Consider the following 12,146-nt stretch of genomic DNA (forward strand, 5'->3'; position numbering starts at 1 on the left):
TGACTCCTCACTTGATTCCGGCAGTGGCGAAGCCCTGCACGAAGTAGCGCTGGGTGAACAGGAACAGGACGATCATCGGGATGGTGGCCAGCGTGGACCCGGCCATCAGGTAGGCCCACTCGGTCTTCTCGACCTGCTGGAACGCCGCCAGCCCGACCTGGATCACCCGCAGGTCGTCGCGGGTGGTGACGATCAGCGGCCACAGGAAGTTGTTCCAGCTGTTCTCGAACGTGATCAGCGCGACCGTGGCGATCGCCGGCTTGACCAGCGGCGTCATCACCCTGCCGAAGATGGCGAACTCGCCCATGCCGTCGATGCGGGCCGCCTCCTCCAGCTCGGTCGGCAGCGACAGGTAGAACTGCCGGAACATGAAGATGGCGAACGGCGTCAGCGCGCCGGGGACGATCAGCACCCACCACGAGTCAAGCCAGCCGAAGCCGCCGCGACCCAGGTAGTCGTTGCCGCCGAAGAACGGCATACCCTTGGCGATCAGGTATTGCGGCACGATCTTGGTGTAGGTGGGGATCATCATCGTGCCGAGGATCGCCATGAAGATCAGCGATCTTCCGCGGAACGGCACCCGCGCCAACGCGTAACCGGCCATGGTGGCCAATGCGAGGTTGATGACGGTGTGCCCGATGGCGATGAGCAGGCTGTTGCGGAAGTAGGTGCCGAACGGAGCGAACCCCATGGCGTTGGGGTAGTTGGACCACACCCACTCGGTCGGCCAGATCACCGGCGGGTAGGCGGAGATCTCGGCGTGGCTCTTCAGGGACGAGATCAGCATCCAGGCGAACGGCACGATCATGATCAGCGCGCCGGTGGCCAGGATCAGGTGCAGCAGCACCCGCGAGGGTTTAACGCGCATCGTCGTCCTTTCCGGTCAGACGCCTGCTGATCACGGTCAGCACCAGCAGGAACGCGAACAGCACCAGGCTCTGCGCGCAGGCGGTCGAGATCCGGAACTCGCTGAACGCGGTCCGGTAGATCTCGAAGGTCATGACCGTGGTGGCATTCGCCGGCCCACCGTCGGGCGTGAGCACGTACACCTGGTCGAAGACCTGGAACGCGTCGATCATCGACACCACGAACACGAAGAACGTGGCCGGCTTGAGCAGCGGCAGCGTGATCGACCAGAACCGGCGCGGCCCGGAGGCCCCGTCGAGGTCTGCCGCCTCATACGTCTCCGGCGGGATGCTCTGCAACGCGGCCAGGTAGATGAGCATCTTCAGGCCGACGCCCTTCCACACGCTCACCACGATCACCGCGGCCATCGCGAAGTCCGGATCGGACAGCCACGCCGGACCGTTCACACCGAACATGGCCAGTACCGCGTTGAACAGGCCGATGTTCGGCTCGAACATCCACATCCAGACCAGCGCGATGGCGACCGTCGCGGTGATGTGCGGCAGGAAGAACGCCGCGCGATACCAGGCACGGGCCCGCATCTTCGCGTTGAGCAGCACCGCGATGACCACCGCCAGCGCCATCGCCACCGGGACGGTGAAGAAGGTGTAGACGACGGTGTGCAGGATCGAGGTGTTCCAGGTCTCGTCGGCGAAGATCTCCGTGAAGTTGTCCAGACCGGCCCACGTGACCGTGCCGGCGAGCACGTCGTAGTGGGTGAAGGCCAGCACGAACGTGGCGAGCACGGGGATGCCGATCCACCAGGTCAGGTGGATCAGGGCCGGGGTGAGCATGAGCCAGGCGGCACGCCGTCGTTCGTAGCCCAGGCGGCGCCGACGGCGCGGCGCGCGGGTCGGGCCGGGCGGGGCGCCGGCCGCGGGCGCTTTGGCCGGCAGCGAGGTCACCGTCACCGGTTCTCCTTCCATAGCGGCCGCGGGCGCGACGTCGGGGCATCGCGCCCGCGGCGGATCAGCATGATCCGGGCGGCGTCAGGAACGCGCCATCACCTGGGTCGCTTTCGCGGCGAGCTCGTCGAGAGCCTGCTGCGGGGACTTCTTGCCCAGCAGTGCCGACTCGATGGCGGCCTTGAAGTCGCCGCGGATCTCCAGCCAGGCCGGCACGCCGCCCTCGGAGAAGGCGGAGTCCAGGTTGCCCATCGCGAACTGCACCGACGGGTTGGCCTTGACGTATTCACTGCTCTCCAGCGCCTTGAGCGCGGGCACGTTGCCGCGCTGCTTGCAGGCGGCCAGCGCGGCGTCGCTGTCGGCGAGGAACTGCACCAGGGCCTTGGCCGCGGCGGGGTGCTGGGACTTGGCGGCGACGGTGCCCAGGGTGCCGCCCTGGAACATGGCGGCCCGGGTGTTGGCGATCGGGAAGAAGCCGATCTTTCCGTCCTTGACCAGGTCGGGAGCGTTCTTCTCGATCTCCAGCCAGACGTTGTTGTGGCCGACCATCATCGCCGCCCGGCCCTGCACCAGCGGGATGCCGGTGGCGGCGCCGGGCTGGGTGTAGCCGAAGTCCTCGGACTTGTCGGTCACGATGATGTCGGTCATGAGCTGCAGCGCGGCGACCGAAGCCGGGGAGTTGAAGGCGACCTTGCCGTCGGGGGTGAACAGCTCTCCGCCGTTGGCCCACATCAGCGGCAGGAACGTCTGGCGCAGGTCGTTGGACAGGATGTCCACGCCCGCGCGGACGAGCTTGCCGCCCTCCCGCTTGGTCAGCTTGCGGCCCATGTCGCGCAGTTCGTCGAAGTTCTTCGGCGCCGCGGACAGGCCTGCCTCGGCGAAGATGTCCTTGCGGTAGATACCGAAACGGGTGTCCAGCATGATCGGCAGGGCGTAGACCTTGCCCTGGTATACCCCCGGGTCGACCACACGCTTGTTGAAGCGGGAGGTCAGCCCGTCGGCGCTCTCACCGAGGTCGGCCAGCACGCCCTTGGCGGCGAACGGCGGGATCCAGCCGACACCCATGAGCATCACGTCGTACGGCCGGCCGCCGGCGATCGAGGTGGTCAGCTTCTCGTTGAGCTTGGCGTAGGTGGTGTAGTCGACCTCGACGGTGACCTTGGGGTGCTTCTGCTTGAAGGTCGCCAGCAGGCCTTCCAGGGTCTTCTGGCCTTCGGCGCCTTCGAAGATGGGGGTGAGCAGCCGGATCGTGCCGGACACCTCGCCGGTGTCGGTCGAACTGCTCGGCGCGGGCCCGCCGCAGCCGGCCGCGGCCGCCACGCCAAGGCCGAAGGCCGCACCCAGGACGGTGCGACGGGTCACCGCTGATGTCTGCGAAGCCATGTGCAAACTCGCCTTCCGCGGCATCGATGCCGCCAAACAGGTGGGTTCAGGGGGTGGTGCCCGAGCCAGGCCCGCCGGGCGGGCCCTACAAACCATCGGCCCGAAGGCCGGACGGCAATCATGCATCGATTTACTGGTGCAACGGTGCACTTAACCTAGGACCGCGTCTCTTCCTTGTCAACGGACCCGTGACATCACGTTCATATAAAGGAAACAGCCGCATCCTGCATCTGGTGCTGGAGCTGTGCGCCGGTACACTACGTTCACTCCGGGCCGGCAGCCCGAGGCTCAGCAAAATGGAGGCAGCACGTGACCGGTGTGACGATCTACCAAGTGGCCGAAGCCGCCGGCGTATCCCCCAGCACCGTGTCCAACCTGCTCAACGGCCGCCCCGGCCGCATGCTGCCGCAGACCCGCAAGCGCGTCGAAGAGGCCATCAGCCAGCTCGGCTACCGCCCCAACCGCGCCGCACGCCAGCTGCGCACCGGCCGCATCCAGGTCATCGGCCTGGTCGTGCCGTCGGTCGCCAACCCGTTCTGGGGCACCTTCGCCCGCCACCTCGAGCACGCCGCCCTGGCCGAGGGCTACCACGTGCTGCTGTGCAACAGCGAGCGCGACCCCGCCCGCGAGCGGCGCTACATCGAGGAGCTGTGGTCCGACGGCATCCGCGGCATCGTGCTGTGCTCCTCGCTGCCGTCACTGGAACACGTCATGCCGCTGGTGCACCAGGGACTGAGCCTGGTCGCCTTCGACCGCACCGCCCAGGCCGGGGACCCGCCGTCGCTGGTCAACATCGGCGTCGACAACGTCATCGGCGCCCAGCTGGCCACCCGCCACCTGCTGGAACTCGGCCACCAGCGGATAGCGTTCGTGTCCGGCTCCGTACGCAGCGTCAACCGCCGCGAACGCTACCGCGGCTTCACCGACGCGCTCGCCGACGCCGGCCTCGACCCGCAGCAGGCCATCGTGTGGTCGGGCGCCTCCGAGGAGCCGTACGGCGACCTCGACGTCGCCGGGCTGGGCCGCACCGCCGTACGCGACCTGCTCGCCGGGGACCGGCGGCCGACCGCGATCGTCGCCATCAACGACATGTGCGCCCTGGGCATCAGCGCGGGCATCCGCGACGCGGGGCTGGAGGTCGGCCGGGACATCTCGGTGGTGGGCTTCGACGACATCGTGCTGGCCGACCTGGCCTCGCCCGCACTGACCACGGTGCGCCAGCCGCTGGCCGACATGGCTGCCGAGGCCTTCTCCCAGCTGCGCGAACGGCTCACCGGCGAATCGACGGTGGGCCACTCCATGCTCGTACGTCCCGAACTGATCGTGCGCGCCTCCACCGGCCCCGCACGCTGAGCGCCCGTCGACCCGGCAAAGGCGTTGTGCGGTCGGGTACGGCGGGTAGCGTCACCGGGTATGGCAGATCACCAGCTGCTCCAGGACGATCCGCATCGCCGGGTGGTCCGCGTCGGAGGCACGGTCCGGCGGCCTGTGCATCCCTGGTCGGCCACCGTCCACGAGCTGCTGCGTCACCTCGAAGGCGTCGGCTTTCCCTACGCTCCTCGGTTTCTCGGTATCGATGACGAGGGCCGGGAGGTGCTCAGCTACCTCGACGGAGAATCCGGAAGTCAGGGCTGGGCCAAGGTGGCCGAAGACGAAGGCCTGGCCGCGATGGCTCGTCTGCTGCGCGAGTACCACGAGGCGGTGCGCGGCTTTCGTCCGGCCGCCGCGGCGGGGTGGGCAGCCGACCCCGGCATGTTCGGCATGGGCGAGCTGATTTGTCATGGTGACTTCGGGCCGTGGAACCTGGTGTGGCGCGGCAGCCGGCCAGTGGGCATCCTGGACTGGGACTATGTCTGGCCGAACCCGCCGATCCACGATGTCGCCTACGCACTGGAGTACGTCGCGCCGTTTCGCGACGACCACACCTGTCTGCGGTGGCTGGGCTACTCCACCCCGCCGGACCGGCGGCGCAGGCTGGAACTGTTCGCCGCGGAATACGGTCTCGACTCGGCTGCCGGTCTCGTCGACGAGGTCATCGCCGCGCAGGAGGCGGTGTGGGCACGGGCCCGCCGGCTCGCGGCGCAAGGGCTGCAGCCGCAGGTCGCCTGGCGGGACAGCGGAGTGCTCGACGCAGCGGCTGAACACATCCGCTGGAGTCGCGCCAACCGGCACCTGTTCGAATGAGTCCGAGAGCCGCACCGGTTTGGTTAGCACCGGCGCTCATAGCCCACCAGCACCGGGTATGGCGGGAAGGACGTCCTGGTGCGGGCCGGCGTCCGCTGCCAGCCGAGCTTCTCGTAGAAGCGGATCGCCCGGTGGTTCTCCTCGAAGACGCGCAGCCGGGCCAGGGTGACCCCGGCGGCGGACAGCCGCTTCAGGATGTCGTCGTGGGCGGCGGCCGCCAGTCCCGTTCCCCAGGTGTCCGCGGCGGTGCCGAAGTGCAGCAGTTCGTCACCTCGGGTGGCCGCGAAGCCGCTGACCCTGCCCTCTCGCTCGATGACGTACACCTCGATGCCCGGGTCGGCGATCTCCGCGACCCAGCGGGCGAAGATCAGGTCTCGCGGGAACGGATGGGTGTCCTGCGGGAAGATGTGCGCGAGCGCCCGCTGCGCACCCTCCTGTTGTACGTCGAGCAGGTCGTCGAGATCCTCTGGCTCGGCAAGGCGAAGCAGCATCCCGGTAGCGTCGTCCATCCCCATGATCGCCGCAACCGGAATCGGCTGCGTTCGCCGATGGGTTAGGGTGGCGATCCGCACGTCACAGGCGCGGGCACCGGGAACAGGGAGATCGAGATGGACCAGCCGGCAGATGACCGGGCAGTGTCGCCGAGTCGGACGTCGCGCTTGTTCCTGATGGCGCTCGCCCTGGCGGCCGGACTGGTGGCCGTCGACCAGCTGACCAAGTGGTGGGCCGTGGGGCTGGCCGGCCGGGCACCGATCAACGTCATCGGCGAGCTGGTGCGGTTTCGGCTGACCTACAACCCGGGCGCCGCGTTCTCGATCGGCACCGAGTACACCTGGGTGCTGACCCTGTTCGCGGCAGCGGCGGTCGGGACGATCACCTACGTCGCTCGCCGGGTGACGTCACGGGCCTGGGCCGTCGGGTTCGGCCTCATGCTCGGCGGAGCGGCCACGCACCTGCTGGACCGGCTGTTCCGCGAGCCCGGCTTCGCGCGGGGGCACGTGGTGGACTTCATCGACTACGGCCCGTTCGTGGGCAACGTGGCGGACATCGCCCTGGTGGTGGGCGTGGCGGTGATGTTCGTGCTCAACCTGCGCAACATCCCCGTGAGCGGACCGGCGGCGAAAGCCTCGCCCGACCGATCGGACGACGCGGCGTAGTCGAACGACGGGCCGCGGTGGCGAAGGCCGCGCGCCTTCGCCACCGCGGTGCACCGACGAGCCGGTCAGCGCCGGTTACGTGTGGCTGACCGTGACGCTGTAGATGATGACCTGCCCGTAGTTGGTGCTGCTGCAGGGCGAGGAATTGGTGCAGTTGGCCTGGGTGTAGGCGCCGGCCTTGAAGTAGGCACCGGAGAAGCTCTTGCTCAGCGTGGCCTGCAGGGTGCCGTTGTAGTAGGCCTTGACCTGCCCGCCGCTGACGACGAACTTGGCCTCGAAGCGGGTGCCGAGCTGGTAGCTGCTGGTGATGAGCTTGTAGTGGGTGTCGTCGCCGTTGGTGAGGTACAGGCTGCTGCCCTCGAGCCGGAAGACGGTCACGTCGTCCTCGGAGTCGTGGATCTGCCCGGCGACGACGTGGGGCTTGGTCGCCGGGAGGTTGGTGACGGCCTGGCTGATGACCAGGGTGTGGGTGCCCGAGGTGGACGACCAGCCGGCGTTGGAGGTGCCGTTGTTGGTCATCTCGCGCAGTTCGGAGCGGGGATAGCCGGATCCGCTGGTGGTGACACCGTTGACGGCGGAGCGGAACTGCACGCCGTCACAACTGGAGTTGACCTTGAACCAGGGGTCGACGGCGAACGTGTTCAGCGCCGGCTGCTTGATCTCGGTGGGACTCTCCGACGACCCGGTCGGCAGGGTCTCCTTCCAGTTGGTCAGGTTGAGGATCTGCGCCGGGTAGGTGCAGTTGCCTCCCCCACCACCACCGCCGGGCGAGCCGGCGCCGTAGATGTCGGTCTCGGTGATGCTGGTCCACTCGTTGAGGGTGTTGCCGTGGCCGACGACGCGCACGTAGCGGGCGGCACGGTCGGAGAAGTCGTACTCCTCCTGGGCGGTGGTGCTGCCCGACGAGGTGCGGTTGCCGATGGCGGTGCTCCACGAGGACCCGTCGGTGGACGTCTGGACGTCGAAGGTGAACGGGCGTTCGTCGCCGCGGTGCCAGCCCAGCGCGATCCAGCCGACGGTCTTGCTGGAGCCGAGGTCGTAGCGGATCCAGACCCCGTCGCCTTCGTCGGACCAGCGGGTGGACAGGTTGTCGTCGATGGTGTTGGCGGGCACGTTGCCGTCATCGCCGCTGGCCGTGACCGCGGAGATGGTCAGCGGGGTCGCGGCGAGCGCGGCAGGCGCCGACACCAGGGTGGCGAGCAGGGCCGCGGCCGCGGTGGCGGCCAGCGCGGCGGGGCGGATGGTGCGGTTCATGTGCGCCTCTTTCGTCGGAGGGGGTTATGAACCCGGTTCCTTCATTGCCGGACCTGGCGCTGCTGGCTCCGGCCTGCCGGGGCCGGATGACTCGTCGGCTCGGGTTCGACGAGTCGTCCGGTGTATCGATGCAGTGGTGTATCGATGCCCCAGAAGCTAGACGCGGACCCGAAGACTGTCAATACCCGGCCACACCACAGAAACAGCGCCGACATGTGGACGGTGCAGGGATCCTTTGCATCGCACCTGTACAAGGGCGTGATCCAAGTCGACACACGATGCGGGACCACCGCGACCCAGGAAGCGATCTGGACGGTGCGACGATCCACCGCATGAACCCGCTGAGGGCCAAGGAGTTCGGCCAGTCCGTTGACAATGACGACCGCTGCGCTCTAACGTCACACCGCTCACGTAAGGCACCGGTGTCCCCGGTGCCATGCGCCCAAGAACAGCTCGGGTGAGGGCGCCTTTCTCCGAAAGGTGCTTGCATGTCTTCGCGATCAGTCCTGCCGCGAGCCGCGGCGGTGGCGCTTGCCGTCTCGCTGTCACTGCTTGCCGCGCCCGCATCGGCGTCGGCCTCCGCCGACGTGTTGCATGTCGACCCCGTCCGCGGCGTCGACGACACGGGAGCCGGCAGCTTCACCCACCCGTACCGGACGCTGCGTGCCGCTATCGGCGCGGCGGCGTCGGGCGCCACGATCGTGCTGCGCCCCGGCGTGTACGCCGAGGACGTCGCCACCGTGCGCCCCGGTGTCACCGTCACCGGCCCGCCCACCGCGGTCCTGCAGGGCGCCGGCACGTCGTCGCGGGTGTTCCAGATCCACCACGACGACACCACGCTGAGCGGGTTCACCATCGACGGCAAGGTCTGCGACGAGCTGGTCGAGGCCTGCTACCGCGACAAGGCGATCTACGTGGTGAGCCTGGTCGCCGGCGACGGCGTGTCCGGCACCCGCATCCTGGGCATGCGGCTGACCAACCTCGGCGGCGAGTGCGTGCGCATGAAGTACTTCGCCACCGGCTCGCTCGTCGCCGGCAACCGGATCGGCCCGTGCGGCGTCCACGACTTCCAGGTCCCGAACACCACGACCGGGCAGAACGGCGAAGGCGTCTACATCGGCACGGCGCCCGAGCAGACCTACCTCAACCCCTCCCCCGAACCCGACGCCAGCAACGGCAACCGCGTCTACGGCAACGTCTTCGACACCCGCGGCGCCGAATGCGTCGACGTCAAGGAGGGCGCCAGCCACAACGACATCGCGTTCAACACCTGCACCGGACAGGCGGCACGCAACGGCAACTCCGGTGCGATCGAATCGCGCGGCTCCTACAACACCATCCGCGGCAACGTGATCCACCACAATGCGGCCGCGGGCGTACGCATCGGCGGCGACCTGCCCGGCGACGCCGTCGGCAACGACGTCTACGCCAACACCATCACCGACAACGCCCGCGGCGGCATCAAGGTCCAGGAATTCGGCCCGCACGGTCGCATCTGCGGCAACACCATGAGCGGCAATGTCGGCGGTGACCTGATCGGCACCTACGCCGACCAGGTCGCCGATCCCACGGCGGCGTGCTGAACGCCGACATCACCCTGCCTGCACGGGCGAAGGGCCGGGGCACATCACGTGCGTGCCCCGGCTCCTTCGCCCGTTCCGTTGCTGGGAAACAGGGTGCGGCGGCCTTCCGCGGACGAAACCATGCACGACATGAAAAACGATCATCTGTGGTACGCGCTGCCGGTGCTCACCGGTCGGCACGTCCGGCTGGAGCCACTGGCCGTCGAGCACGCGCCCGGCTACCTCGCCGCGGTCGGCCATGACGCCGCAGACGACGAGGTGTTCCGGTGGCAGAGCCCGCCCGGTGGCCTGGCCCGACCCGTCACCCTCGACGACGCCACCGGGCACATCACCGCCGCACTCGCCGCCAGAGCCCGGGGCGGCCGGCTGCCGTACGCCCAGATCGACGTCGCCACGGGCGAATTCGCCGGTACGACGTCGTTCTCCGATCCGGAACCCGGGCTACGGTCGCTGTCGATCGGCTACACGTGGCTGGGACGCCGCTGGTGGGGTACGGGGCTCAACGTCGAGGCGAAGCTGCTCATGATGGCGTACGCCTTCGAGACGCTCGCCGCCGTCCGGATCGCGTTCGTCACCGACATCCTCAACCTGCGCGCCCAGGCGGCGATCGAGCGGCTCGGTGCCGCCCGGGAAGGTGTCCTGCGCAAACATCGCCGACGTGGCGACGGCACCTGGCGTGACACGGTCCTTTACGCCGTCGTCGACGACGACTGGCCGACCGTCAGGAGCACCCTGCACAACCGCCTCGCCGCCATGACGGCACAGGCAGGCAGGAGCGCCGTCGGACTCCCGCAGGCTGGCCCCACCGACGCGTTCCGTGCCTGAGGAAGTGCGACGTCGGCGACCCGCGATGTCGCAGCACGTCAGTACGCGACGCCGACACCCTGGCCGATGGTCGCCGGGTCGCCCAGCGCGGCCAGCATGGCGTGTGCCACGTCGGCCCGGGAGATCGTGTGGCCCCCGACGACGTTGCCGCCGATGACCGTGCGGTATCGGCCGGTCACCGGCTTGTTGACCAGCTTGGGCGGCCTGACCACCGTCCACTCGGTCCGGCTCTGCAGGATCAGCCCCTCCATCACCGCCAGGTCCTTGTAGACGTCCCTGAAGGCCGCGCGAACCAGCGGCAGCAGGATCCGGCGGCTGAAGAAGCCCTCGCCCTCGGGCGGCGGGGCGAGCGGGGCGGCGCTGACCGCCACGAAGCGCGATGCCCCGCCCGCCGCCATGGCGGCGAGGATGCCGCGCGTCGCGTCGGAGGCCACGGTGCCGGCTTTGCGCCCGCGAGCGCCGACGCCCGACAGGACCGCGTCGCTGCCCGTCACCGCGGGCAGCAGGAGGTCCGGGTCGGTCAGGCCGGGGACCGTCGCCACTTCCAGGGCCGGGTGCCGCAGATCGAAGCTTGCCGAGCTTCGGACCACCGCTGTCACGGAGTGTCCGGCGTCGAGGGCCTGGCGCACGATGTGCCCGCCGATGCCGCCGGTGGCTCCGAAGACCGTCAGTTTCATCTGGTGCCCTTTCGGCATACGGAGGATTGGTAATTGTTACCGTACAGGACAATTCCGTGGACGTACAATATGTCGGTGCCTGAGTCATCGAACCGGCCGCTGGGCGAGCGGACCAACTTCCTGCTGTCGCAACTCGGCTTCCACACCGCGACGCGGTTCACCGATCGCCTGGCCCCGCTGGGCATCCAGCCCAACCACTTCGGCCTGCTCATGCACCTCGCCCAAGGCGAGGGCCGGACTCAGCAGCAGCTCGCCGAAGCGCTCGGCATCCACCGCAAGGTGATGGTCGGGCTGCTCGACGACCTCGAACGGCGCGGGCTCGCCGAACGCCGGCGGCATCCCGCCGACCGGCGCGCACACGCGATCCACCTGACCGACGCCGCCCGCACCCTGCTGCCCGAGGCCATCGCCATCGCCGACGCCGAGGAGCAGGACCTGCTGACCGGCCTCGACGGCGACGAACGGCGCCAGCTGCTCGCCCTGCTGCAGCGCCTGGCCGAACACAGCGGCAACCCGCGCGGCGTACACCCCGGGCTGCGCCGCAATCCCGGGCTGCCCGGCACGGGATGAGCGCTGCACGCCACCGGCTGGTTGCGGAGTGCGGTCGGCAGGATGCGCGATTGGCGAGCGCGCCGCTGGGTAGAGGTCTGCCATGACGCTTGTCGACGTGGTGGGCTATCCGGAGCCGCCGGCCATCGCCGGTGAGGCCGAGACCCTGCTGGGCTCGCTGGAAAGGCAGCGGGCCACGTTCGCCTGGAAGTGCGCCGACCTGGACGACGCCGGCCTGCGGACGAGCCTGGGCGCCTCGGCGATGACCCTCGGCGGGCTGCTCAAGCACCTCGCCTACATGGAGGACGTCAACTTCACCGGCGACCTGGCCGGAGCAGAGCTGCCCGCGCCGTGGCGCGACATGGAACGCGACGCCGAGCCCGGCTGGGAGTGGCGCTCGGCCGCCGACGACGACGCCGCTCAGCTGTACGCGATGTGGGAGCAGGCCGTCGACCGGTCCCGGCGGGCGGTGACCGAGGTGCTGATGACCACCGGCGTCGACACCGTCTACACCGCGCCGGACGGCAGCCTGCTCACGTTGCGCCGCCTGCTGGTCGACATGATCGAGGAGTATGCCCGGCACACCGGCCACGCCGACCTCATCCGGGAGGCCGTCGACGGCCGGGTGGGCGAGGATCCGCCCGGCATCGCTTATCCATTCCAGGTCGCCTAGCGCTCCAGCACGAACGCATTCGATAGGCGCCGGCGCTGCCCCCGAACTTG

13 protein-coding genes are annotated in these 12,146 nt (G+C 69.0%); 7 read left to right on the forward strand and 6 right to left on the reverse strand.

Annotated features, from left to right (window positions below; genetic code table 11):
• Nucleotides 1-7 precede the first annotated feature (7 nt).
• The 3 genes from FLL47_RS28275 to FLL47_RS28285 all read right to left on the reverse strand — a co-directional run bounded on the left by FLL47_RS28275 (nucleotide 8) and on the right by FLL47_RS28285 (nucleotide 3,173).
• Nucleotides 8-868: a carbohydrate ABC transporter permease gene (locus tag FLL47_RS28275; RefSeq protein ID WP_144124084.1), complete on the reverse strand. Its 861-nt coding sequence runs from the start codon at nucleotides 866-868 to the stop codon at nucleotides 8-10.
• On the reverse strand, nucleotides 858-1,817 hold the full coding sequence (locus FLL47_RS28280) for a carbohydrate ABC transporter permease (RefSeq protein ID WP_246158757.1): 960 nt from the start codon (nucleotides 1,815-1,817) through the stop codon (nucleotides 858-860). The genes FLL47_RS28275 and FLL47_RS28280 overlap by 11 nt, the downstream gene beginning before the upstream one ends.
• Before the next feature lie 78 nt (nucleotides 1,818-1,895).
• A complete protein-coding gene (locus FLL47_RS28285) occupies nucleotides 1,896-3,173 on the reverse strand; it encodes an ABC transporter substrate-binding protein (RefSeq protein WP_246158760.1) in 1,278 nt (425 codons plus the stop codon).
• Between the two features lie 330 nt (nucleotides 3,174-3,503).
• Between FLL47_RS28285 and FLL47_RS28290 the strand changes: the two genes are divergently transcribed.
• Together FLL47_RS28290 and FLL47_RS28295 are read left to right on the forward strand one after the other, a co-directional pair.
• Nucleotides 3,504-4,547: a LacI family DNA-binding transcriptional regulator gene (locus FLL47_RS28290; protein WP_144124090.1), complete on the forward strand. Its 1,044-nt coding sequence runs from the start codon at nucleotides 3,504-3,506 to the stop codon at nucleotides 4,545-4,547.
• A 60-nt stretch (nucleotides 4,548-4,607) separates the two neighbouring features.
• Complete coding sequence (locus FLL47_RS28295) at nucleotides 4,608-5,378, forward strand: aminoglycoside phosphotransferase family protein (RefSeq protein ID WP_144124092.1); 771 nt, start codon at nucleotides 4,608-4,610, stop codon at nucleotides 5,376-5,378.
• A 23-nt stretch (nucleotides 5,379-5,401) separates the two neighbouring features.
• On the opposite strand, the gene FLL47_RS28300 is transcribed toward FLL47_RS28295, so the two are convergent.
• Entirely contained in the window at nucleotides 5,402-5,869 is a 468-nt protein-coding gene (locus FLL47_RS28300) for a GNAT family N-acetyltransferase (RefSeq protein ID WP_144124094.1), read from the reverse strand.
• A 117-nt stretch (nucleotides 5,870-5,986) separates the two neighbouring features.
• Here FLL47_RS28300 and FLL47_RS28305 point away from each other — a divergent pair, with 117 nt between their 5' ends.
• Nucleotides 5,987-6,535 (forward strand): signal peptidase II, encoded by a 549-nt coding sequence (locus FLL47_RS28305; protein WP_144124096.1) that lies wholly within the window; start codon nucleotides 5,987-5,989, stop codon nucleotides 6,533-6,535.
• A gap of 75 nt (nucleotides 6,536-6,610) precedes the next feature.
• On the opposite strand, the gene FLL47_RS28310 is transcribed toward FLL47_RS28305, so the two are convergent.
• The gene (locus tag FLL47_RS28310) at nucleotides 6,611-7,789 is read right to left on the reverse strand and encodes a polysaccharide lyase family 7 protein (protein ID WP_144124098.1); all 1,179 of its coding nucleotides are present in this window, start codon (nucleotides 7,787-7,789) and stop codon (nucleotides 6,611-6,613) included.
• Nucleotides 7,790-8,277: 488 nt separating this feature from the next.
• Here FLL47_RS28310 and FLL47_RS28315 point away from each other — a divergent pair, with 488 nt between their 5' ends.
• Together FLL47_RS28315 and FLL47_RS28320 are read left to right on the forward strand one after the other, a co-directional pair.
• Entirely contained in the window at nucleotides 8,278-9,372 is a 1,095-nt protein-coding gene (locus FLL47_RS28315; protein WP_144124100.1) for a NosD domain-containing protein, read from the forward strand.
• A gap of 129 nt (nucleotides 9,373-9,501) precedes the next feature.
• Nucleotides 9,502-10,197, forward strand: a complete 696-nt coding sequence (locus tag FLL47_RS28320) for a GNAT family N-acetyltransferase (RefSeq protein ID WP_144124102.1) — start codon at nucleotides 9,502-9,504, stop codon at nucleotides 10,195-10,197.
• Nucleotides 10,198-10,235: 38 nt separating this feature from the next.
• On the opposite strand, the gene FLL47_RS28325 is transcribed toward FLL47_RS28320, so the two are convergent.
• Nucleotides 10,236-10,874 carry an NAD(P)-dependent oxidoreductase gene (locus FLL47_RS28325; RefSeq protein ID WP_144124104.1) on the reverse strand — a complete coding sequence of 213 codons (639 nt, stop codon included), beginning with the start codon at nucleotides 10,872-10,874 and terminating at the stop codon, nucleotides 10,236-10,238.
• A 75-nt stretch (nucleotides 10,875-10,949) separates the two neighbouring features.
• On the opposite strand from FLL47_RS28325, the gene FLL47_RS28330 reads away from it, so the two are divergent.
• Together FLL47_RS28330 and FLL47_RS28335 are read left to right on the forward strand one after the other, a co-directional pair.
• Nucleotides 10,950-11,444, forward strand: a complete 495-nt coding sequence (locus tag FLL47_RS28330; protein WP_425457774.1) for a MarR family winged helix-turn-helix transcriptional regulator — start codon at nucleotides 10,950-10,952, stop codon at nucleotides 11,442-11,444.
• A gap of 82 nt (nucleotides 11,445-11,526) precedes the next feature.
• Nucleotides 11,527-12,096: a DinB family protein gene (locus FLL47_RS28335; RefSeq protein ID WP_144124108.1), complete on the forward strand. Its 570-nt coding sequence runs from the start codon at nucleotides 11,527-11,529 to the stop codon at nucleotides 12,094-12,096.
• Nucleotides 12,097-12,146: the final 50 nt, after the last annotated feature.

The organism is Catellatospora sichuanensis (genome assembly GCF_007483665.1).
Taxonomy (GTDB): domain Bacteria; phylum Actinomycetota; class Actinomycetes; order Mycobacteriales; family Micromonosporaceae; genus Catellatospora; species Catellatospora sichuanensis.

Bases quoted from the DNA above. Each gene is read 5' to 3' on its own strand.
- FLL47_RS28310 (WP_144124098.1), bottom strand. From the start codon at position 7,789: ATGAACCGCACCATCCGCCCCGCCGCGCTGGCCGCCACCGCGGCCGCG.
- FLL47_RS28315 (WP_144124100.1), top strand. From the start codon at position 8,278: ATGTCTTCGCGATCAGTCCTGCCGCGAGCCGCGGCGGTGGCGCTTGCC.
- FLL47_RS28325 (WP_144124104.1), bottom strand. From the start codon at position 10,874: ATGAAACTGACGGTCTTCGGAGCCACCGGCGGCATCGGCGGGCACATC.
- FLL47_RS28295 (WP_144124092.1), top strand. From the start codon at position 4,608: ATGGCAGATCACCAGCTGCTCCAGGACGATCCGCATCGCCGGGTGGTC.
- FLL47_RS28335 (WP_144124108.1), top strand. From the start codon at position 11,527: ATGACGCTTGTCGACGTGGTGGGCTATCCGGAGCCGCCGGCCATCGCC.
- FLL47_RS28275 (WP_144124084.1), bottom strand. From the start codon at position 868: ATGCGCGTTAAACCCTCGCGGGTGCTGCTGCACCTGATCCTGGCCACC.
- FLL47_RS28320 (WP_144124102.1), top strand. From the start codon at position 9,502: ATGAAAAACGATCATCTGTGGTACGCGCTGCCGGTGCTCACCGGTCGG.
- FLL47_RS28300 (WP_144124094.1), bottom strand. From the start codon at position 5,869: ATGCTGCTTCGCCTTGCCGAGCCAGAGGATCTCGACGACCTGCTCGAC.
- FLL47_RS28305 (WP_144124096.1), top strand. From the start codon at position 5,987: ATGGACCAGCCGGCAGATGACCGGGCAGTGTCGCCGAGTCGGACGTCG.